Consider the following 20,399-nt stretch of genomic DNA (forward strand, 5'->3'; position numbering starts at 1 on the left):
ACAACTGAGCAGCTCGACAACGGCCCAGTGCGAATCCAAGATCTTCGCCGGGCCCTCAATCTCAGTCGCTGACCGCCGGCAGTGGGGTGATCGCGCCGTGGAAGTGTCGTCGTCCACTGCGGGAGTCCCAACCGACATAGCTGGCGCCGCCCTGAGCGTCGACATCGGCGCGGAAACTCACCATCGAGGGCAGTAGCACCGGCGCCTGGAACGACACGTCCCAGGTGTAGGCCTCGGGCTTCGCCGTCCCGAGCGAAGCCTCGGCCCGGGCAGCCAGGTACATTCCGTGGGCGATAGCTCGAGGGAATCCCAGCGCCTTGGCCGCGAGCGGGTTCAGATGGATCGGATTGTAGTCTCCGGACACGGAGGCGTAACTGCGGCCGGCATCGGCTCCCAGTCGCCAGACCGCCGTTGGTTGCGGCGGCCTGAATCGCTCTTCGGGGCGCTTCGGCGCAGCCGGGTCCGGAAGGCGAATGCCCTTCGCCAGGTAGTTGGAAACTCCGGACCACACAGTCTCCCCGGCGCTGCGCACCTCGGCATGCACGTCAACGGTTGTGCCTCGGTGGTGCGGCCGGAGATCGGAAACCCAGGCCCGGAAGTCCAGCACCTCGGTCGCCGAAATCGTCCGCCGGACCTCAATACTGTTGCTGATATGCACCATGCCGAGCACCGGCAGCGGGAAGTCGGCGCGAGTCAGCACGCTCATGGCCAGCGGAAATGCCTCAGCATGCAAGAATCCAGCAGGCATCGAGTCGTTGACCGGTACCCGCAGCAAGCGTTGGTATGCGGTCAGCCGGGCGGAATCGGCGCGGACACCGTGCACTGTGTGCACGGCCTCTGGCAGAGTCAGCGCCGGCGCTGAGCTCCTCAGTTTGCGCCCCGCCGCAAGCCGGACACCGCGTGCGTAGAGGGCGGGAAGCTTCGGCATCTCCTGCAGGGCGGCTTCGGAACTCATGCTCCCACCAGGTTCTGTCCGCAGACCCGAAGAAACTGCCCGTTGATGCCGCCCGCCTGCGGAGCAGCCAGAAACGCGATTGCTTCGGCGACGTCCACCGGAAGTCCACCCTGCTGCAGGCTATTGAGTCTGCGAGCCACCTCGCGGGTGGCAAAAGGAATTCGCGCTGTCATCTCGGTTTCGATGAAACCCGGAGCGACGGCGTTTATCGTGCCGCCATGTTCCGCGATCAGTGGTGCCGTCGCCCGAGTCATGCCGATCACACCGGCTTTCGATGCGGCATAGTTGGTCTGGCCGCGATTACCGGCGATTCCGCTGGTAGAGGCTAGCGACACTATCCGCGGTGAATCGGTGAAGTACTCCGAACCCAGCAGGACCTCGTTGATCTTCAGCTGAGCAGAAATATTGACACCGATAACCGAGTTCCAGCGGTCGGCATCCATGTTCGCCAGCAGTTTGTCCCGGGTGATCCCCGCATTGTGCACAACGATGTCCAGCCGGCCATGCCGATCGACACAGTGTCTGAGTATCTGCTCGCCGGCGTCGTCCCGGGTGATGTCCAACTGCAGTGCGGTGCCATGGACCTCGTTGGCAACCGCGGCAAGTGCCTGGCCCGCGGCCGGAACGTCCACGGCGACAACCTTGGCGCCGTCGCGGGTCAGCGTCCGGGCAATCTCGGCCCCGATGCCTCGCGCGGCGCCGGTGACCACCGCGACCCTGCCGGCCAACGGGTGGTGCCAATCGGCAGGAATCGCGCCGGTTTCATCGCCAACGAGCAGAAATTGTCCGTCGACGAAGGCCGAGCGGCCGGAGAGCAGGAACCGCAAGGCTCCCTGCGCGCCAACCGAGGACGGGGGTACCCCGTCGGCAAGCTGGATCCCGTTGGCCGTCGAACCAGCGCGCAGCTCGTGTGCGAGTGACCGGAGAAAACCCTCGACGCCCTGCCTGGCCGCGGCGACCGCCGGGGCGTCCCCGTCAGTGCCTGGCCGGGAGATCGTGACCACCTGGCCCCCTGGCGCCAGATCCCGCAGCGCTGCGCCGGCCTCCAGAACATGTCCGGCCAGCTGGTCCGGGTGGCTCAGCTCGTCGAGCAGCACGACGATGGCTGAAAGTTGCTCGTCGGCCAAAGCGTGCCGATGCACCTCGACATCCCAGGACAGCAACGACGTCGACACCGCGTCCGACTCCGCGCTGTCGCCGAGCACGAGCACAGGTTTGGTGACGAGAGGATCGCCGGTTGCGTATCGACGCAGCGGTGCGGGCCGGGGAAGCCCAAGCTTCTTCGCGACGTTCCTCGTCGGACCAGCGTTAACCAGTTGCAGATACTTGTCGGTCATGCCGCCTCCACGATCGCCGTGACGCCCTGGCCGCCAGCCGCGCAGACTGAGATCAGCCCGCGTCGCTTTCCTGTTTGCCGCAGCAGCTTTGCCAGCGAGGCCACGATTCGTCCGCCGGTTGCCGCGAAAGGGTGTCCCGCGGCAAGCGACGACCCGTTGACGTTGAGCTTGCTGCGGTCGATCGGGCCGAGCGCCTTGTCCAGACCGAGTCGGGTTGAGCAGAATTCCTCGCTCTCCCAGGCGGCAAGTGAGGCAAGCACGGTGCCCGCGAATGCCTCATGGATTTCGAAGAAGTCGAAGTCGGCAAAGCTGAGCTTGTTGCGGGCCAGGAGCCGCGGCACTGCAAACGCCGGGGCCATCAGCAAGCCGTCCTTTCCATGCACGAAGTCAACGGCCGCCGCCTCGGAATCGACGAAGTGAGCCAGGATCGGCAGCCCATTCCTGGTGGCCCACTCTTCCGAGCCGAGCAATACCGTCGAAGCGCCATCTGAGAGCGGGGTGGAATTACCGGCAGTCATGGTGGCAGGGGTGGACAGCCCTGTGCCGAAAACCGGCTGAAGCTTCGCGAGCTTCTCGATGCTGGTGTCGGCGCGCAGGTTGGCGTCCCTGGCCAGACCGAGGTACGGCGTCACCAGGTCGTCGAAGAACCCGGCATCGTAGGCCGCGGCCAGATTGTGGTGACTTGCCGCGGCAAGCTCGTCCTGCGCTGCCCGGCTGATTCCCCACTCGGCAGTCGTGATCGCCTGGTGCTCTCCCATCGAGAGCCCGGTGCGTGGCTCGGCAGTGTTCGGTGCGGATGGCGCGAGGTGCTGTGGGCGGAGTGCCGAGAGTGCGCCGAGCTTGTCCTTTGTGGATCGGGCGCGGGAAAGTTTGAGCAGCACTGCACGCAGGCCTTCGCTAACGGCGATCGGCGCGTCCGAGGCGGAGTCCACACCGCCAGCGATTCCCGATTCGATCTGCCCGAGTTTGATCTTGTTAGCCAGGCCGGCGACGGTTTCCAGACCGGTTGCGCAGGCCTGCTGCAGGTCATAGGCGGGAGTCTCCGCCGAGAGCGCGGAACCCAGCACCGCCTCTCGGGTCAGATTGAAGTCACGGGAGTGCTTGAGCACAGCGCCCGCGGCGACTTCCCCAATCCGCTGGCCCTGCAGGCCGTAGCGGGCGACCAGGCCGTCGATGGCAGCCGTGAGCAGGTCCTGGTTGCTCGCCTCTGCGTAGTGCTTCCCTGCCCTGGCGAACGGCGTGCGGTTACCGCCGACGATGACGGCGCGCGTCTCGCTGCTCATGTGTTCTCCCTGAAATGGTTGACGTGTCAGAAATGCCCAGTCGTGCTAGTACTCACTACCGAGAGTACCTGATACTCTCGGTACCGTGAACCCAGTTCCCGAAACGCCCGATCCGACTGGCTGGCCCTCCGCTGCAGGCGCTCCGGAGGCTGCCGCCACTGAGCCGGCCGTCGGCGCCGAGCCCGAGCCGCTGGACGGCCGAGCCTCCCGCTGGGAAACGCACCGGGAAGCCCGCCGCAGCGAGCTGATAACAGCCGTGCGCAAGGCGGTGCATCGGCACGGTGCCGGGGTCTCGATGGACGACATCGCGGCACAGACCAATACCGCCAAGTCGGTGTACTACCGCTATTTCGGTGACAAGGCAGGCCTGCAGCGAGCAGTCGGCGAATTCGTGATCAACCAGATGCAGCAGGCACTGGAGGCCGCCGCCGAGTCGGCACATTCCCCACGGGAGAGCCTGCAGGCAATGGTGTCCGTGTACCTTGCGATGACCGAGTCATCACCCGCCGTCTATGCCTTCTCCACCCAGACGGCGAGCGGCGGGTCTCCGAACAGCCTCAATCACTTCTTCGCTGCCGTGACAGCGATGGTTGCCCGGCCGATCAGGGAACAGTTCGGCACCGGCGAGGCGGCCGAGCGGCTCGCCGACATCTGGGCGGCAGGGGCAATCGGTCTGGTTCGGGGCAGCGTCGAGTGGTGGCTCGAACACCGCACAACGCAGAGCGTTCCTGACCGCGAGGCACTAGCGCGTCAGATCACCGAATGGCTATGGTCCGGCGCCACCGGCGCCGACCTGCCACCCAACCGATACTGAAACCCGAATCCGGCGAAGACACAAGGAGCCCCCTATGGCGCAGACAACCAGCGCACGGCGTGACGCGACAGCTGCCGCCCCGGCACCGATAGTGGACATCGACTATCTGCAGAACTACCTGCTCGGTCAGTGGGGATACGCGCGGTCGGCGTCACGGGCCCTTGCCGGTACCGATGAGTTTGCCGCCATCGAAGGCATCGGCGTGGCTGAACACCGGGCCCGAGTCCTGGAACAGCTCAAAGGCCTCGTCCGGCATAGCGCGGTGCACAGGGCGTTTCCGCAGGAACTAGGCGGCGACGACGACCACGGCGGCAATATCGCGGGCTTCGAGGAACTGGTGGCCGCCGATCCGAGCCTGCAGATCAAGGCAGGCGTTCAATGGGGCCTGTTTGGTTCGGCGGTACTGCATCTGGGCACGGAAGAGCATCACAAGAAGTGGCTCCCCGGAATCATGAATCTCGACATCCCGGGTGCATTCGCCATGACCGAGACCGGTCACGGTTCTGATGTCGCAAACATTGCCACGACGGCGACGTATCAGCCGGACACCGAAGAGTTCGTCGTGCATACTCCGTTCCGGGCCGCCTGGAAGGACTACCTCGGAAACGCCGCGCTGCACGGGCGTGCCGCAGTGGTGTTCGCACAGTTGGTCACCAGAGGGGTCAATCACGGCGTGCATGCCTTCTTCGTTCCGATCAGAGACGAAGCAGGGAACTTCCTGCCCGGGATCTCCGGCGAGGACGACGGGCCAAAAGGCGGGTTGAACGGGGTCGACAACGGTCGCTTGTGCTTCTCCCGGGTACATATCCCCCGAACGAACCTGCTGGACCGATACGGCGCTGTGGATGCGGAAGGCGGCTACAGCAGCGCCATCGCGAGCCCCGGGCGTCGCTTCTTCACCATGCTCGGCACCCTGGTGCAGGGCCGGGTTTCGCTGGACGGCGCAGCAGTCGTCGCCAGCAAGCTCGCGCTGAAGATCGCCATCGAGTACGGCAGTCAGCGGCGGCAGTTCAATGCCGCAAGCGACACGGACGAGGAGGTGCTGCTGGACTACCAACGTCATCAGCGCAGGCTACTGCCGCGACTCGCCACCACCTATGCGACGTCCTTTGCGCATGAGAAGCTGCTGAGCAAGTTCGACCGGGTGTTCTCCGGCGCGGCCGACACCGACGAGGATCGGCAGGAACTGGAGACACTGGCTGCTGGCTTCAAGGCGCTGTCCACCTGGCATGCTATCGACACGTGTCAGGAGGCACGCGAGGCATGCGGCGGTGCCGGATATCTGAGCGAGAACCGGATCGTCGGACTCCGCGCCGATCTCGATGTGTACGCGACCTTCGAAGGCGACAACACGGTGCTGCTCCAGCTGGTTGCCAAGCGACTACTGTCCGACTACAGCAAAGAGTTCGCCAACATTGATGTCGGCGGGGTGGCCCGGTTCGTCGCGACCCAGACCGCCGAGTTCACGCTCAATCGAAGCGGGCTGCGAAAGCTCGGCCAGGCATTCGCCGACTCCGGCTCGGCGCGCCGCGCGGCCGGCCAGTTACGCGAGACAGTTACCCAGCGCGAGCTGCTAACCGAGCGTGTTGACGCAAGGCTTGCCGAAGTAGCAGCCAAGCTTCGACCTGCGGCGAGGATGGATAAGGTGTCGGCGGCTCGGTTGTTCAACGCCAACCAGGACGAGTTGATCGAGACCGCCCGCGCTCACGTGGAACTGCTTCAGTGGGAGGCGTTCACCGACGCCGTGGACGACATCGATGATCCCGGCACAAAGCAGGTGCTCGGCTGGCTGCGTGACCTGTTCGGCTTGTCACTTATCGAAAAGCACGCCGCCTGGTACCTAATGAATGGCCGGCTATCGATGCAGCGGGCCCGCACGCTCAGTGGTTACATCAACCGTCTGCTGGAACGGCTGCGACCCTACGCCCTCGACCTGGTGGACGGCTTTGGCTATAGCCACGCGCACACCCGGGCGGCAATCAACTCCGGTGCGGAGGGTCGCCGCCAGGACGAGGCTCGCAGCTACCACCGCTTGCAACGTGCGACGGCCGGCGCTCCGGTGCACGAGAAGACCCTGCTGGCACGCAAGAAGCAGGCGAAGCGGGCCGCCAGCTCCCGGCAACGTTAGGCGAGCGGGACGTTCCCCGGCGCTAGGCGAAGACGGAGCCGCCGAGAATCGCGCCGAGCTGGTCAGTTTCAAGCAGGAACCCATCGTGACCGGCCGCCGACCGGATGGTGTGCACGTCGACCGGGTCAGCCCACGCCGCGGCCAGTTCGGCGGAAAGCGCCGCCGGGTACAGCCGGTCGGAGTCCACCGCGATAACAGTGGCCTGCGCCTCCGTCGACCCCAGCGCCTCGCGGAGTGTTCCGCGGCCACGTCTGACGTCGTGACCCATCAGTGCCTGAGTCAACGCGATGTAGGAATTCGCATCGAAGCGGGCGACCAGCTTGCCGGCTTGATGATCCAGGTAGCTTTCGACCTGGAACCGGGACGGCGCATCAGAACGGGGCGGTTGCTGTGCCTCGTTGCCGAACCGGGCCGACAATTCCGACTCGCAGCGATAGGTGATGTGGGCGATCCGGCGGGCAAGGCCCAGGCCGGCGTCCGGTGTGCGCCCGGTCTGGTAGTAATCGCCGCCCTGGAACGACGGATCCTGCCGGATGGCGAGCAGCTGTGCCTGGGCCCAGCCAATCTGCTCCGCCGTGCTGTAGGCCGATGACGCCAGGACCACGACATGGCCGACCCGGGACGGTTCGAGCACCGACCATTCCAGCGCACGCATCGCGCCCATCGAACCGCCGACCACGGCGTGCCAGCGCGAAACACCGAGCAGGTCGGCCAGCCGGGTCTCCGCAACAACCGAGTCACGGATGCTGACTTCGGGAAACCGCGAACCCCAGGGCCGCCCGTCTGCAGCGGTGGAACCAGGACCGGTTGAGCCGTAGCAACCGCCGATCATGTTCGCCGCGACGATGAACCACCTTGAGGGGTCGATCGCTTTGCCTGGGCCTACCAGGCCGTCCCACCAGCCGGTGGCGGAATCTCGGCTGGTGCCCGTGGCCACATGGGAGTCTGCGGTCAGAGCGTGCTCGATCAGCACGGCGTTGCTGCCCGCGGAGTTCAGCGTGCCCCAGGTTTCGAAGCCAAGCGTCACGTCGGGCAGGGTGAAGCCGCTCTCGAGCCGGACATCGCCGACGTCGAGGAATCGCAGCACGCCGTCGGCGACAAGCGGCTCCCGGACCGGCACACCGGTTGCGGCGGAAGCCATGGCTACCGCTTCGCTGCCCGGAATCCGGCCTCGAGGTCGGCGAGGATGTCTTCCACGTTCTCGATTCCCACGGCGAGCCGGACGAGTCCCGGCCGGACCCCGGATTTCGCCTGGTCTTCCGGCGACAGCTGGCTGTGCGTGGTCGATGCGGGGTGGATGACGAGCGATCGCACATCACCGATGTTAGCCACATGCGAATGCAGTTCCAGCGCGTCGACGAAGCGCTTGCCGGCATCCACGCCACCAACGATGTCGAAGGCCAGCACGGCACCCGTTCCCAGCGGTCCGTACTTCCTGGCGCGTTCGTGCCAGGGGCTCGATTGCAACCCGGCGAACGCTACCGCCTCGACGCTTTCGTGCTGTTCGAGCCATTCTGCAACCTTTTGGGCGTTAGCGACGTGCCGCTCTATCCGTAGGCTGAGCGTCTCCAGGCCCTGCGCGATCAGGAACGCGTTGAACGGAGAAACTGCCGGCCCAAGGTCCCGCAAAAGCTGTACCCGAGCCTTGAGGATGTAGGAAAGATTTGCGCCAAGTGCTCCTCCCTCGCCGAGATCCCGGCCGAACACCAGCCCGTTATAGCTCTCGTCCGGGGTGTTGAATCCCGGGAAGCGGGCGGCATCCTTCGTGTAGTCGAATTTGCCGGCGTCCACGATGGCGCCGCCGATCGAGGTACCGTGACCGCCAAGATATTTCGTGGCCGAATGCACGACGACGTCGGCACCCCACTCGATGGGCCGGATCAGATACGGGGTGGCCAGGGTGTTGTCGACGATCAGCGGGACACCGCTGTCGTGGGCGATCGAACTGACCAGCTCGATATCCAGCACGTCCTGACGAGGGTTGGAGACGACCTCGCCGAAGAATGCCTTGGTGTTCTCCTGGACCGCGTTCCGCCAGTCGTCGGCCGCATCCGGATCCGGCACGAAGGTGACGTCGATGCCGAACTTCTTCAGGGTGATGTTCAGCAGATTGTAGGTCCCGCCGTAAAGGCTCGGGCTTGCCACGATATGGTCGCCGGCCTCGGCCACGTTGAGAATGGCCAGTGTCGTGGCCGCCTGCCCCGAGGACACGAGTAGCGCGCCGACGCCACCCTCCAGGTCGGCGAGGCGCTGCTCGACGACGTCGTTTGTCGGATTGTTGATCCGGGAGTAGATCGGCCCCAGCTCTTTCAGCGCGAACCGGTCGGCAGCAGACTCGGTACTGTCGAACACGAACGACGTCGTCTGATAGATCGGCAGCGCACGAGCGCCGGTGGCGGCATCGGGGGTTTGACCTGCGTGGATCTGGCGTGTTTCGAAGGACCAACCGTTGCTCATAGCGCACTCCTGAAGGTATCTGGTGAAAGAGCCTGTTTCATCACCGTAGATAGCCATCGGCTGGTTGGCGTGACCAGAAGTCACATAGCGTCATCCGCCGGATTGACGCGTGCTGGCCCAGGGAGCGGCATCAGCGTCTAGATCAGATCGACGATGTCGGCGATCGAATCGACAACGCGGCTTGGCCGGTATGGGAAGCGGTCAACCTGGTAGGGCCTGGTCGATCCGGTCAGCACAAGCATGGTTCGCAGGCCGGCTTCCATCCCGGAAACGATGTCGGTGTCCATTCGATCGCCGATCATCACTGTGGTTTCCGAATGCGCTTCGAGCCGGTTCAGCGCGCTGCGCATCATCAGCGGATTCGGTTTGCCGACAAAGTACGGCTCGACGTTGGTTGCCTTGGTAATCAGGGCGGCCACGGCACCGGTGGCCGGAAGCGACCCGGCGGGTGAAGGTCCACTCGGGTCGGGGTTCGTGGCAATGAAGCGCGCACCGTTCTCGATGAACCGTATTGCCTGGGTGATCGCCTCGAAGGAGTACGTACGGGTTTCACCGAGCACAACGTAATCGGGCTCCCGGGCCGTCATGACGTAGCCGACCTCGTGCAGCGCCGTGGTCAGGCCGGCCTCGCCGAGCACATAGGCGGTGCCGCCGGTGCGCTGACTGTCCAGGAATTTTGCCGTGGCCAGCGCCGAGGTCCAGATCGACTCTTCGGGAACCTCCAGCCCGCTGGCCAGCAGCCGGGCGCTGAGGTCACGCGGTGTGTAGATCGAATTGTTCGTGAGCACCAGGAAACGTTTGCCCGAAGATTGCAGCTTGGCCAGGAACTCGGCCGCGCCCGGTATTGCGTGTTCCTCGTGGACTAGGACGCCATCCATGTCGGTCAACCAGGTTTCTACAGGCTTAGATTCGGTCATGCCTACATTCTGCCGTACCGGCTGGCGGCAACGCCGCGCCCTGCGGTCCGTGTCGGCATCGCACGCCTGTTTCTTTGTGCGGAGGACGTGCGGCTCCCGTCGGTTAGGGCCGGCATCGCAAGCACGCTTCCGGGCACAGCCGACTTCGGCTTCCGGGCACAGCCGGCGTCAGTTAAGCAGCGGGCACCGCCCCCGGGCACAGAAACCTTCGGTTAAACAGCCGGCCTCGGTTAAGCAGCGGGTTGAACAGCCGTCACTGAAAGTCGCGGGACCGTACCTTGCGGGCTATGGGCAGGGTTTCAAGTTTCTCGGCCGTCACACTGACCACGGTGTCCGCGCGTTGAACCCGGCCATGCACCAACATGGCATTGGCCTGCATCGCGACCTGACGATACCGCGCCCACAAACCGGGACTGCACACCACGTTCACCATCCCCGATTCATCCTCGAGGTTGATGAAGGTAATGCCGGATGCGGTGGCCGGCCGTTGCCGATGGGTCACCAGGCCACCGACCAGCACCCGTCGCCCATCGGAAACGCTCAGCAGGTCGGCGGTAGAGAGCACACCCCGGGCATCGAGGAGCTGCCGAAGGTGCCGGGTCGGATAACCCTCGGGAGTTATCCCGGTCGCCCACAGATCGGCTAGCGACGTTTCGAAGTCGGACATCACCGGTAACGCCGGGGCCGTTGCCAGGCGATGTGTTCCGGGCAGGGTTTCGGCGCTCTCCCCCGCCATTGCCCCGGCGATCCACAGTGCCTCGCGTCGCTGCAAGCCGAGACTGTCGAAGGCGCCCGCCGTCGCCAGGGCCTCAAGGGATGCCTGGCTGATCGTGACACGGCGGCACAGGTCCGGGATGTCGCGGAACATCCCGTTCCGCTCCCGCTCGGAATCGATCTCTGCGGCCAGCTCGGCGCCTATCGTGCGCACCGAATCCAGGCCGATCCGAATGGCGTGGCTGTTCACCGGCACATCGGGGTAGCCATCGGTGCTGGCTACGGGCGTACCGGCCGGAGGATAACCAGCCCCGGGCGTCCCAGCCCCAGCCGTAGGTGCCCCAGCCGCATGCGTGTCAGCCCCGGGCATACCCGCCCCGGGCGTGCCGACCGCAGGCGTGCCGGCCGCATGCGTACCAGCCGCAGGATGACCAGGAAGTCTTTCCAGGTCGCCCTGCCGTCGACTGGCATTAATGTCCACGCCACGAATTTCAATGCCGTGCCGCCTCGCATCGGCGACCAGCGATTGTGGCGAGTAAAACCCCATCGGCTGGCTGCGAAGCAAGCCGACGCAGAATGCGGCGGGAAAATAGAGCTTCATCCACGCGCTTTGGTACACCAGGTTCGCGAAGCTGATCGAGTGACTCTCCGGAAAGCCGAAGTTCGCGAATGCCTCCATCTTGTCGTAGATCTGTTCGGCGGTCTCGCCGGTAATGCCGCGTTCGGCCATGCCGCTGAAAAATCGTGCGCGCAGCCGTTCCATTCTTTCGATGGACCTCTTGTTGCCCATCGCACGCCGCAGTTCATCCGCATCCGCGCCGGAAAACCCGGCGACGTCAATGGCCATCTGCATCAGCTGTTCCTGGAACAGCGGAACTCCAAGGGTTTTGGTCAATGACTTCTCCAGCAGTGGATGCAGGTAGGTTACCGGTTCCTTGTTCTGCTTGCGGCGGATATAGGGGTGAACGCTGCCACCCTGAATCGGCCCGGGGCGGATCAACGCGACTTCAATCGCAAGGTCGTAAAACGTCCTCGGTTGCAGTCGTGGCAGGGTGGCCAGTTGCGCCCGGCTTTCCACCTGGAAAACGCCTATCGCGTCCGCCCGGCAGAGCATGTCGTAGACCCGGGGGTCATCCGGCGGAATGGTTGCCCGGTCGATCTCCCGGCCATGGTGCTCGGCAACGAGATCCGTCATCTGATGCAGGGCCGAGAGCATACCCAGCCCCAGCAGATCGAACTTCACCAGCTTCATATCGGCGCAATCGTCCTTGTCCCACTGCAGGACGGTGCGGCCAGGCATCCGGCCCCATTCCACCGGGCACACCTCCGCCACCGGCCGGTCACAGAGCACCATGCCTCCGGAGTGGATGCCGAGATGGCGTGGGAAGTCGAGGATCTGCCCGGCCAGTTTCATCACCGGCCGCGGGATGTCGTGTGCCTGTTCTGCCTCCGAGCTCTGATCGGGCATCGACCGCCAGCGGTCGACTTGTTTTGCCCACGCATCCTGCTGGCCCGGATCGTGTCCCAGTGCCTTTGCCATATCCCGGATGGCCGACCGTGGCCGGTAGCTGATCACATTGGCCACCTGGGCTGCGTACTCGCGACCATAGCGGTTATAGACGTACTGGATGGCTTCTTCACGGCGGCCGGATTCGATGTCCAGGTCGATATCCGGATACCCGTCCCGATCCGGCGCGAGAAAGCGATCGAACAGCAGATGGAAGTACACAGCGTCGACTGCGGTGATTCCCAGCACATAACAGACGGCGGAGTTGGCGGCTGATCCCCTGCCCTGGCAAAAAATATTATTGTCGCGGCAGAACCTGGCGATGTCCCAGACGATCAGAAAGTAGCCCGGAAACCCCATCCGGTCGATAGTCGCCAATTCCTGGTCGATCTGCTGCCAGGCGGCATGGGCCTGCGGGGATGATCGCGAGCCGTAGCGTTTTTCGGCGCCTTCGTAGGTCAGGTGCCGTAACCAGCTGCCCAGTGTGTGACCTTCCGGTACCGGATAGGGCGGCAGGCGCGGCTCGGCCAGGTGCAGCTCGAAGGCGCACTCCCGGGCGAGGGCCACCGCGGTGGGCACCGCCAACGGAAACCGCTCGAAGATCCTGGCCATCTGGCTCCCGGACCGCAGATGTCGGATACCGGCCGGCGGCATCCATCCGGCAAGGTCATCCAGGCTCCCCCGGGCCCGCACCGCCGCCAGCGCGGAGGCAAGCGGAGCCTGTTTTCTGGTCGCATAGTGCACAGCATTCGTGGCGACCACCGGCAGATGTGCCGCCCGGGCAAGCGCCGCCAGCCGGTCGAGGCGTTCGTCGTCATCCGGGAAGCCATGGTGGGTGAGTTCCACGGCGACATTCTCGTGACCGAACAGATCAATCAGCTTGCGTAGTTCGGCGTCGCCATTACCCTCGGCAAGCGCTCGATGCAGCGTCCCCTTACGACAACCGGTCAGTACCATCCATTGATCATTGGCCGAGGCGGCCAGATCTTCGATGTGATAGACCGGACGACCTTTTTCGCCGCCCGCCAGCTGAGCCTTGCTGATGGCGCTGGACAGCAGACGATATCCCTCGATGCCGCGGGCCAGGACCAGAAGGTGCTGCCCCGGTGGATCTTTTTCTCCCTGCGGCCGCGCGGGTAACCCGAGGCTGAGCTCTGAACCGATAACCGTTGGCATGCCAAGTGTCCGGGCCGCCTGGGCAAAACGCACCACACCGTAGAACCCATCGTGATCGGTGAGCGCGACGGCTTCGAGGTCGAGTCTTGCCGCCTCCTCGACCAGCTGTTCCGGGTGGGAAGCGCCATCCAGGAAGCTGAAGTTCGAATGGGCGTGCAACTCGGCGTAAGCCACTCGTCCTGTTCGCCCGCGGGTAGCAGCAGGCGTGGATCGCCGCACCCGCTCCGGATAGGGTTCACGCTGCCGTGACCAGGCCGGTGCGTCATTGCCGTCGGCACCGTCGACCGCTCGTTGGGCTGGTGTGTCGGGGCGGCCGGTTTCGGTGTGCCGAGTTTCGGTGCTTCGGGCGTCGGTGCGGCGGGCTTCAGTGCTTCGGCCCGGTTTATCGCCGAGTTTCCGGGCAAGTTCCGACCACGGGACGCGTGGATTATTGAACTCCATCGCGGTTCCGTTCTCTGGACATGACGCGGCTACTCATAACAGCCCTCGATCCACCACCGGCCGGACTCGCAGGTCAGCAGGAAAGCCTCGCCGGTCTGCACAATGAATTGCAGCCGGGCACGACGGCGCGCAGCGTCCGGATCCCACCACTGGGTTTCCAGCGGCCATGCCCCAGACCAGGAAACCACCGGCAGTGAGAACGGCCGGTCCTTGTCATCGAGGCGCAGTAAAACCGCGGGACGGTCACTCAGGCCTTCGGCAATGCCGACCGTCACCGAACGGCCCCGGGGATCCAGCACCCTGACTTCCTCGTGCATGAGCCGGACCGGGTGCGGGCTCGGCAGGCGGCCAGGCCAGGGAGCTTTCCGGGGCAGCAGGCTCGCCGCGGGCTGTTGCCAAGGTGTCCACAGGTTCTCCTGGGTGGCATCGCGGCCTCCCTGCAGGGATCCGCTGAGGACCTTACCGGCACCGATAAGTCCCTGCACCCGGCTGATAGTACGGCGGACCTTTTCATCGTTCTCGCGTTTATCGTCGAAAACGGTGTGCTGCCAGGAACCAGGCGTGCTGACTTCTTCCGCCTCAAGCCGAAGCAACACGATGGCGGAGCCGGCTTCGTCCCGGTCGGCTTCGTCAGTGGCATCAGCTGCGGCGCCAGGACCGGGACCGCTGCCGGCGCCACCGCCAGGACCGGCGTCAGGGCCACTGCGAGAACCGCCGCGCTTTCTGTTCCGGCTGAAGGAACTCAGCCAGCCGTCCAGCTGCCAGCGAGTGCGATCGGCAATGTCCCGGGCGGTCAGAGACACATCGTGACGCCACACCCTTACAGTGGACTGGCCGCCATCCGTGCGTGCCTCTACCCGGATCTGTGAGCAGACCAGCCCCCGGGCATGCACCAGCTGCAGGAACTCCTCGGCAAGGGAAATCGCAGCGAACGCGGCGCTATCGATTCGGTCCGCGGGCGGGTCAAGAAGTCTCTCGACCACGAGCGGAGTCTCCGGTCGCCTGCCTGCCATGGGTAAACCTGGCAGACCGCCGGCCTGCCGATGAGCCAGCATCGCATCGGGACCGAAACGGTTAGCCACCTCGGTGCTGGACAGCGCAGCAAAGGCGCCAAGTGTGCGCAGGCCAAGCCGCTGCAACAGATCGACAAGCTCGTAGCGGTTGGTCCAGGCAGGCACCTCCGGACGGATCAGCTCGTCGATCGGCAGCGGTGCCAGGAAGTCCGCAGTGCCGCCGGCCTGAACCCTGGCCGATCTCGCGGCGGCGATGGTGCCAGCGAATATCGTGTCGGCGATTCCGACCATTATTTCGTAACCAGTGCTGTCGGTGAGGTGGGTGAGCAGTTTCTCCGTTGCCGCCAGCTCCGAGCCGAAATACTGCCGGGGACTCTCGACGCCGACTGCCAGAATCCCGGGATGGATGGGTTGCACCTGGGCGACAATGTGCTCGCTGGCAGTAATGACCGGATCGAAAAGCCGGGCGTCCCGATCGTCGTCCGGGTCGAGAATCACCAGGTCAGGCGCGCGAAGCTGGGCCAGTCGACGGCGTTGCCCGCGTGCCACCCCCGCGCTGCGGGCAGTTGCGGAGCAAGCCACGACTTCGTTTCCGGAAATGACAGCAACCGGCCGATGCGCTGAAATATTGGCCTCGACCGCCGCCGCCACAACAGGCCAATCGGGACAGAGCAGAACGATGACCCGGGGCTCAGTCATGGCAGTATCCGGGGGTGGCGGCGCGAGGTTCTTTTCGATGCAGCGACTGTGGCTGCGCTGACTGTGCCGGCTGCGACTGTGCTGGCTGCGACTGTGGTTGTGCTGACTGTGACTGTGCCGACGCCCGTCATGCCAGCTGTGGCTGTGGCTGTGCCGACGCTGTCAGAGTCCACCGCAACCGCCGCACTTATCCCACCACCGCGGTTCGGCAGCCAGACGGAAGCAATCGAATCCCTGGCGCCACCTCTGCCCTCCGCGCGGACCCGAAGATTCCGCCGAGATAGTCGGCCATGGCCGTTCTCGAGGCCATGCCAGGTCTGATCCACAACGTTCAACCGGGTATCGCTGCCCGGCCAGCTGCTCATCGCGATCAGCACTGCCTCTCGTTCCCTCAGCTTCGCCGAGAGCCTGTTCAGCTGGGCCGGTGGTGGAACGCCCGGCGGCCGGACAATGAGCAGGTCAACGGATTCGACCAGAATTGAGAGCACCCGCAGCCAGTCCTGTCCTGGGTCCGGCACGCAGACCAGCCGCTCGAGATCGACGCCCAGGTCGGAAACTGCACCCAGCCCCAGGCCGGGCAGTCCCAGTACGGTGCACCAGTAGCCCTCACTCGAGGCTTGAGCTGCAAGGGCGATGGCCAGGGACAACGACCCCGTACCGGTGACGCTCAGTGAACTTCCGCGCCGCAGGCCCGAAGAACCCAGCAGAGGCGCCAGAGTCTGATTGACCGGCAGCGTCTTTTCTGCTGCCAGCGGCCCCGTGGCGGTCGACAGCCCAAACTGCCTGCTGAGTTCCGCGACTGAGATGGACACCCTTTAATTATCGAACACATGTTCGAAGGTGGCAAGTGAGCGAGGAGAGGTCAGCCGGCGGCCGAGGCGCCGCCCAGCCAAGCCGTGCCATCGGCCGGGACAGCAGGCAAGCCGAGGAGCCATCGGCCAGGACAGCGGATCGGCCGGGGGAACATCCCCCGGCCGATCAGCGAACTATTCAGGTTTGAATCTACTTAGGTTCGAATCGCGCGGATGGCGATTCGGTGCCCTTCCGGTGTGAAGCCACCCGCCACATCCAGGTGAACAGCCAGAGCACCAGCCCGACAGCGAGCAGGACGCCTGCCACCTTGTAGTCCGCGGCGGCCCGGCCGGAAAGCGGCGTGACCAGGTACGCACAGAAGATGAAGCCGAGAATCGGGATAATCGTCGGTGTCCTGAAATGGTCGTGGTCAACCGGGTCCTTGCGCAGCACAAGCACCGTGATATTGACAATGGAGAAGACGGCGAGCAGCAGCAGCGAGGTCGTTCCGCCGAGCGCCTCCAGATCGCTGAACGCGATCAGGCCGACAGCCAGCGCCGTCGTCACGACGATGGCAACCCAGGGTGTGCGTCGGCTGCGATGCACGGCGCTGAGCTTATAGGGAAGCACTCCCTGCTTTGCCATTCCGTAGAGTAGCCGGGACGCCATCAGCATGTTGATCAGCGCGGAGTTGGCCACCGCGAACATTGTGATGAACGCGAAGATGATGATCGGGAACGCCGGCGCACCTGCGGCAACCACCTTGAGCAGCGGGGCGTCGCCCTCCCCCAGCTCTGCGGGTGCAACCAGGGCTACCGACGAAATCGACACCAGGATGTAGATCACGCCCGTGATCGACAATCCGAGCAGCATCATCTTCGGAAAAATCTTCGATGGATTCTTGGTCTCTTCCGCCATATTGACCGAATCCTCAAAACCGACCATAGCGAAGAACGCCAAAGCGGTCGCCGCAGTCACCGCCATGAAGGGGCTTTCGCCTTCCGGCACGGCGAATTCAAGCAGACGTCCCGGCTCGCCTTTGCCTTGGCCAAGCGCGACCAGGCCGATAAAGATAATGATCAACAAACCGGAGAGCTCGACGAGGGTCAGAACCACATTTGCCTTAACGCTTTCCCCGACGCCACGGTAGTTCACCAGCGCTACCAACAGAATGAAGCACAGGGCTACGGCCAGCACGCCGCCGCCATCGACGCTCCAACCAATATCGAATGCGTTGACGAAGTTGGCGGCGAACGCCTTTGATGCGCTGCTGGCCGACGTCAGGCCCGAACACATCACCGTAAAGGTCACCATAAAGGTCAGGAAGTGCAGACCGAATGCCTTATGGGTGTACAGGGCGGCACCGGCGGCCTGCGGGTACTTGGTCACCAGCTCGAGATAGCTGAATGCGGTCAGGATCGCGACGATGAACGCGCACAGGAATGGTAGCCAAACGGCACCGCCCACTTCGGACGCGACCTTTCCGGTAAGCGCATAAACTCCGGTGCCGAGGATGTCTCCGACGATGAACAACAGAAGGAGCTTCGGGCCCATAACCCGCTTGAGTTCGGGTTTATCGCCCGACGTTGGGGATGTGCCGTCCTGTGGGACGGCTGAGGAGGGAGGGGTTGCATTTGCCATGCACCTAACGGTGGCTTCCGAGCGCCCAATTGTCCAGCCCCTAACGCTGCCGAAATCGGCTGTGTCGTCAGCGCCTAGACTCAGAGACGATGTTTACCGTTGTTTTCCACACCCCAGAGATCCCCGGCAATACCGGCAATGCCATCCGCCTCGCCGCCGTGACCGGCATCGACCTGCACCTGGTCGAACCGCTCGGCTTTTCGCTTGACGACGCCAAGCTACGACGTGCCGGCCTTGACTATCATGACCTGGCGCACGTCACAGTGCATCCGGATATCGAAGCGCTGTGGCTCGCCCTAGGTCCGGGCCGCCGGGTCTTCGCTTTCAGCACCTCGGCGACGACGTCGTTCGCGAATGTCTCCTACCAACCAGGGGACGTCTTTCTCTTCGGTCCCGAGTCGGTCGGACTTCCGGACGAGGTGCAGTGCGCCGAACAGGTGACCGAGCGGGTACGGATCCCGATGCTGCCGAGCCGCCGTTCGCTCAATCTCGCCAATTCGGCATCGATTGCCATATACGAAGCGTGGCGCCAGCATGGCTATCCGGGAGCCAGCTGACACCACGCGTCGAAGCACGTCAGGCGCAATACCCGACTGTTTCTAGAGTTCGTCCGGGTTCGAGCCGGTGCGGGCTCCATTGTGCAGGGCCGTGATCGCCTGGACATCGGCGTCGGCGAGTTCGAAGTCGAAGACCTCGAAGTTCTCCTTGATCCGACTCGGGGTGACCGACTTCGGGATCACGATATTCTCGTCCTGCAGGTGCCAGCGAATGATCACCTGGGCCGGTGACTTTCCGTATTTCTCCGCAAGCTGCGTCAGGAACGGATCACCCAGCAGTGCGCCGGAAGCCAGCGGACTCCAGGCCTCGGTGGCGATTCCCCGTGACTCGTTGAACTGCTTAAGTTCGCGCTGGGTCAGGTTCGGATGAAGTTCGATCTGGTTGACCACCGGCACGATGTCGGTTTCAGCCAGCAGCCTGGTGAGATGCTGAGCATGGAAGTTCGAGACCCCGATAGCCTTGGCCCTGCCGCTGGCCGCGATGTCTTCCAGGACCTTCCAAGTTTCGACGTACCGGTTCAGCTTCGGCTTCGGCCAGTGGATCAGGTAGAGGTCGACGTAGTCGAGCCCCAGCCGTTCCAGGCTGGCATCGAACGCAGGCAAAGTGGTATCTGCACCCTGATCGTCGTTCCACAGCTTCGTCGTGATGAAGAGCTCGTCACGATCAATCCCGGAATCGGCAATCGCTTTTCCGGTCCCTTCTTCGTTGCCGTATACGGCAGCGGTGTCAATGGCGCGATATCCAACTTCAAGAGCTTTGGCCACCGCATCGTTCGCGTCATCGTTGCCGACCTGCCATACCCCGAATCCGAGCTGCGGCATTTCCACGCCGTTGTTCAACCGAATGTGTGGAACGTGTGACACGTAATTCTCCTAGCTCATCGTTTGTCTTGCCCGTCCAGTCAACCATGTGCGACAACGGTCTCATTCGTGCAACCCCCACCGTCCGCGCACGATTCCCTGAGGCGCGATAATTAGGGAAGTTATCTCTAGAAAGGACGGCACACCTTGGTTAAGCGCGCTCTGACAGTCGCCGGCTCGGACACCTCAGGTGGTGCGGGCATCCAGGCTGACCTCAAGGTCTTCGAAGAACACGGAATTTTTGGCACCACGGCTCTGACATCGATCGTGACATACGACCCGGCCAACGAACTCCACCACGACATTGATTTCGTTGACAGCGCCGTCATCGAGAAGCAGCTGACGAGCGCCTTCGCCCTGCACGCGTTCGACGGCGTGAAGTCGGGCATGCTCGGCAGTACAGAAACTGTGACCCTGCTTGCTGCCGCGCTGCATCGGGCGGAGGGCGTGAGATATGTCCTCGACCCCGTTCTGGTTTGCAAGGGCCAGGGAATGATGGTCGACCTGAAGCAGGCATTCCTTGACGAACTGCTGCCTCAGGCCTCGGTTGTGACGCCGAACCTGCAGGAAGCCGCCGCCCTGGTCGGCGCAGAAAGCATCGACACGGTCAACGAGATGCGTGATGTGGCCCGTGAGTTGCACTCGCGCGGCGCCAAGGCTGTCATGGTCAAAGGCGGAGCCCGGTTGGCCGGCAACCAGGCCGTCGATGTGCTTTATGACGGCGAGGAGTTCACTGTGTTCACCTCGCCGAAGCTTGGCGACTTGATGGTCAACGGAGCGGGCTGCTCACTGGCTGCTGCGATCACCTCCGAGCTTGCGTTGGGCTCGGACGTGCGCACGGCCGTCGAGCGCGCCAAGGCCTTCGTCACACATGCCATCGCGGGGCACATTTCCAATGCGTCGTCGGTCGACTCCGTCTACCACGCAGCGGCCCGGCTGTCGCCGTCGGAGGACGTCAACGTCCAGCGGCAATAGCGGGACTGGTTGTGTCTGAGGGGGCGGACTGGCCGCCCCCGCGGCAATAGCCGGCGAGGTCGCCCCTGCACATACAAATCAGTGAAGGGACCCACCAACTGGTGGGTCCCTTCACTGATATATACGAGCTAA

The 20,399-nt window shown here is 64.1% G+C and carries 15 protein-coding genes; 4 read left to right on the forward strand and 11 right to left on the reverse strand.

Annotated features, from left to right (window positions below; translation table 11 throughout):
- Nucleotides 1-61: 61 nt before the first annotated feature.
- Genes LWF01_RS07990 through LWF01_RS08000 form a run of 3 tightly spaced genes read right to left on the reverse strand, consistent with a single transcriptional unit; the run spans nucleotide 62 to nucleotide 3,575 of the window.
- Entirely contained in the window at nucleotides 62-955 is an 894-nt protein-coding gene (locus LWF01_RS07990) for a MaoC family dehydratase (protein ID WP_349640508.1), read from the reverse strand.
- On the reverse strand, nucleotides 952-2,292 hold the full coding sequence (locus LWF01_RS07995; RefSeq protein WP_349640509.1) for a 3-oxoacyl-ACP reductase: 1,341 nt from the start codon (nucleotides 2,290-2,292) through the stop codon (nucleotides 952-954). The genes LWF01_RS07990 and LWF01_RS07995 overlap by 4 nt, the downstream gene beginning before the upstream one ends.
- Nucleotides 2,289-3,575, reverse strand: coding sequence for an acetyl-CoA C-acetyltransferase (locus LWF01_RS08000; protein ID WP_349640510.1), 1,287 nt, complete (start codon nucleotides 3,573-3,575; stop codon nucleotides 2,289-2,291). Before LWF01_RS08000 ends, LWF01_RS07995 begins: the two co-directional genes overlap by 4 nt.
- 85 nt (nucleotides 3,576-3,660) lie before the next feature.
- Between LWF01_RS08000 and LWF01_RS08005 the strand changes: the two genes are divergently transcribed.
- Together LWF01_RS08005 and LWF01_RS08010 are read left to right on the forward strand one after the other, a co-directional pair.
- Nucleotides 3,661-4,389, forward strand: coding sequence for a TetR/AcrR family transcriptional regulator (locus LWF01_RS08005; protein ID WP_349640511.1), 729 nt, complete (start codon nucleotides 3,661-3,663; stop codon nucleotides 4,387-4,389).
- A 34-nt stretch (nucleotides 4,390-4,423) separates the two neighbouring features.
- Nucleotides 4,424-6,517, forward strand: a complete 2,094-nt coding sequence (locus LWF01_RS08010; protein WP_349640512.1) for an acyl-CoA dehydrogenase family protein — start codon at nucleotides 4,424-4,426, stop codon at nucleotides 6,515-6,517.
- 22 nt (nucleotides 6,518-6,539) lie between these two features.
- On the opposite strand, the gene metX is transcribed toward LWF01_RS08010, so the two are convergent.
- From metX to LWF01_RS08045, 7 genes are all read right to left on the reverse strand, one after another.
- Nucleotides 6,540-7,658, reverse strand: a complete 1,119-nt coding sequence (gene metX / locus LWF01_RS08015) for a homoserine O-acetyltransferase MetX (protein ID WP_349640513.1) — start codon at nucleotides 7,656-7,658, stop codon at nucleotides 6,540-6,542.
- 2 nt (nucleotides 7,659-7,660) lie between these two features.
- On the reverse strand, nucleotides 7,661-8,974 hold the full coding sequence (locus LWF01_RS08020) for a bifunctional o-acetylhomoserine/o-acetylserine sulfhydrylase (protein WP_349640514.1): 1,314 nt from the start codon (nucleotides 8,972-8,974) through the stop codon (nucleotides 7,661-7,663).
- Between the two features lie 137 nt (nucleotides 8,975-9,111).
- Complete coding sequence (locus tag LWF01_RS08025) at nucleotides 9,112-9,891, reverse strand: HAD-IIA family hydrolase (protein ID WP_349640515.1); 780 nt, start codon at nucleotides 9,889-9,891, stop codon at nucleotides 9,112-9,114.
- A 253-nt stretch (nucleotides 9,892-10,144) separates the two neighbouring features.
- The gene (locus LWF01_RS08030) at nucleotides 10,145-13,729 is read right to left on the reverse strand and encodes an error-prone DNA polymerase (RefSeq protein WP_349640516.1); all 3,585 of its coding nucleotides are present in this window, start codon (nucleotides 13,727-13,729) and stop codon (nucleotides 10,145-10,147) included.
- 29 nt (nucleotides 13,730-13,758) lie between these two features.
- A complete protein-coding gene (locus LWF01_RS08035) occupies nucleotides 13,759-15,441 on the reverse strand; it encodes a DNA polymerase Y family protein (RefSeq protein WP_349640517.1) in 1,683 nt (560 codons plus the stop codon).
- Nucleotides 15,438-16,253, reverse strand: coding sequence for a DnaE2-dependent mutagenesis accessory factor ImuA' (gene imuA', locus LWF01_RS08040; protein WP_349640518.1), 816 nt, complete (start codon nucleotides 16,251-16,253; stop codon nucleotides 15,438-15,440). The genes LWF01_RS08035 and imuA' overlap by 4 nt, the downstream gene beginning before the upstream one ends.
- A 190-nt stretch (nucleotides 16,254-16,443) precedes the next feature.
- The gene (locus LWF01_RS08045; protein ID WP_432762005.1) at nucleotides 16,444-17,874 is read right to left on the reverse strand and encodes an APC family permease; all 1,431 of its coding nucleotides are present in this window, start codon (nucleotides 17,872-17,874) and stop codon (nucleotides 16,444-16,446) included.
- A gap of 89 nt (nucleotides 17,875-17,963) precedes the next feature.
- Here LWF01_RS08045 and LWF01_RS08050 point away from each other — a divergent pair, with 89 nt between their 5' ends.
- A complete protein-coding gene (locus LWF01_RS08050) occupies nucleotides 17,964-18,431 on the forward strand; it encodes a tRNA (cytidine(34)-2'-O)-methyltransferase (RefSeq protein ID WP_349640519.1) in 468 nt (155 codons plus the stop codon).
- Nucleotides 18,432-18,473: 42 nt separating this feature from the next.
- Here LWF01_RS08050 and LWF01_RS08055 read toward each other — a convergent pair whose 3' ends face one another.
- On the reverse strand, nucleotides 18,474-19,295 hold the full coding sequence (locus LWF01_RS08055; protein ID WP_349640520.1) for an aldo/keto reductase: 822 nt from the start codon (nucleotides 19,293-19,295) through the stop codon (nucleotides 18,474-18,476).
- A 144-nt stretch (nucleotides 19,296-19,439) separates the two neighbouring features.
- Here LWF01_RS08055 and thiD point away from each other — a divergent pair, with 144 nt between their 5' ends.
- Entirely contained in the window at nucleotides 19,440-20,267 is an 828-nt protein-coding gene (thiD, locus tag LWF01_RS08060; RefSeq protein ID WP_349640521.1) for a bifunctional hydroxymethylpyrimidine kinase/phosphomethylpyrimidine kinase, read from the forward strand.
- Nucleotides 20,268-20,399 lie beyond the last annotated feature (132 nt).

Source organism: Saxibacter everestensis (genome assembly GCF_025787225.1).
Taxonomy (GTDB): domain Bacteria; phylum Actinomycetota; class Actinomycetes; order Actinomycetales; family Brevibacteriaceae; genus Saxibacter; species Saxibacter everestensis.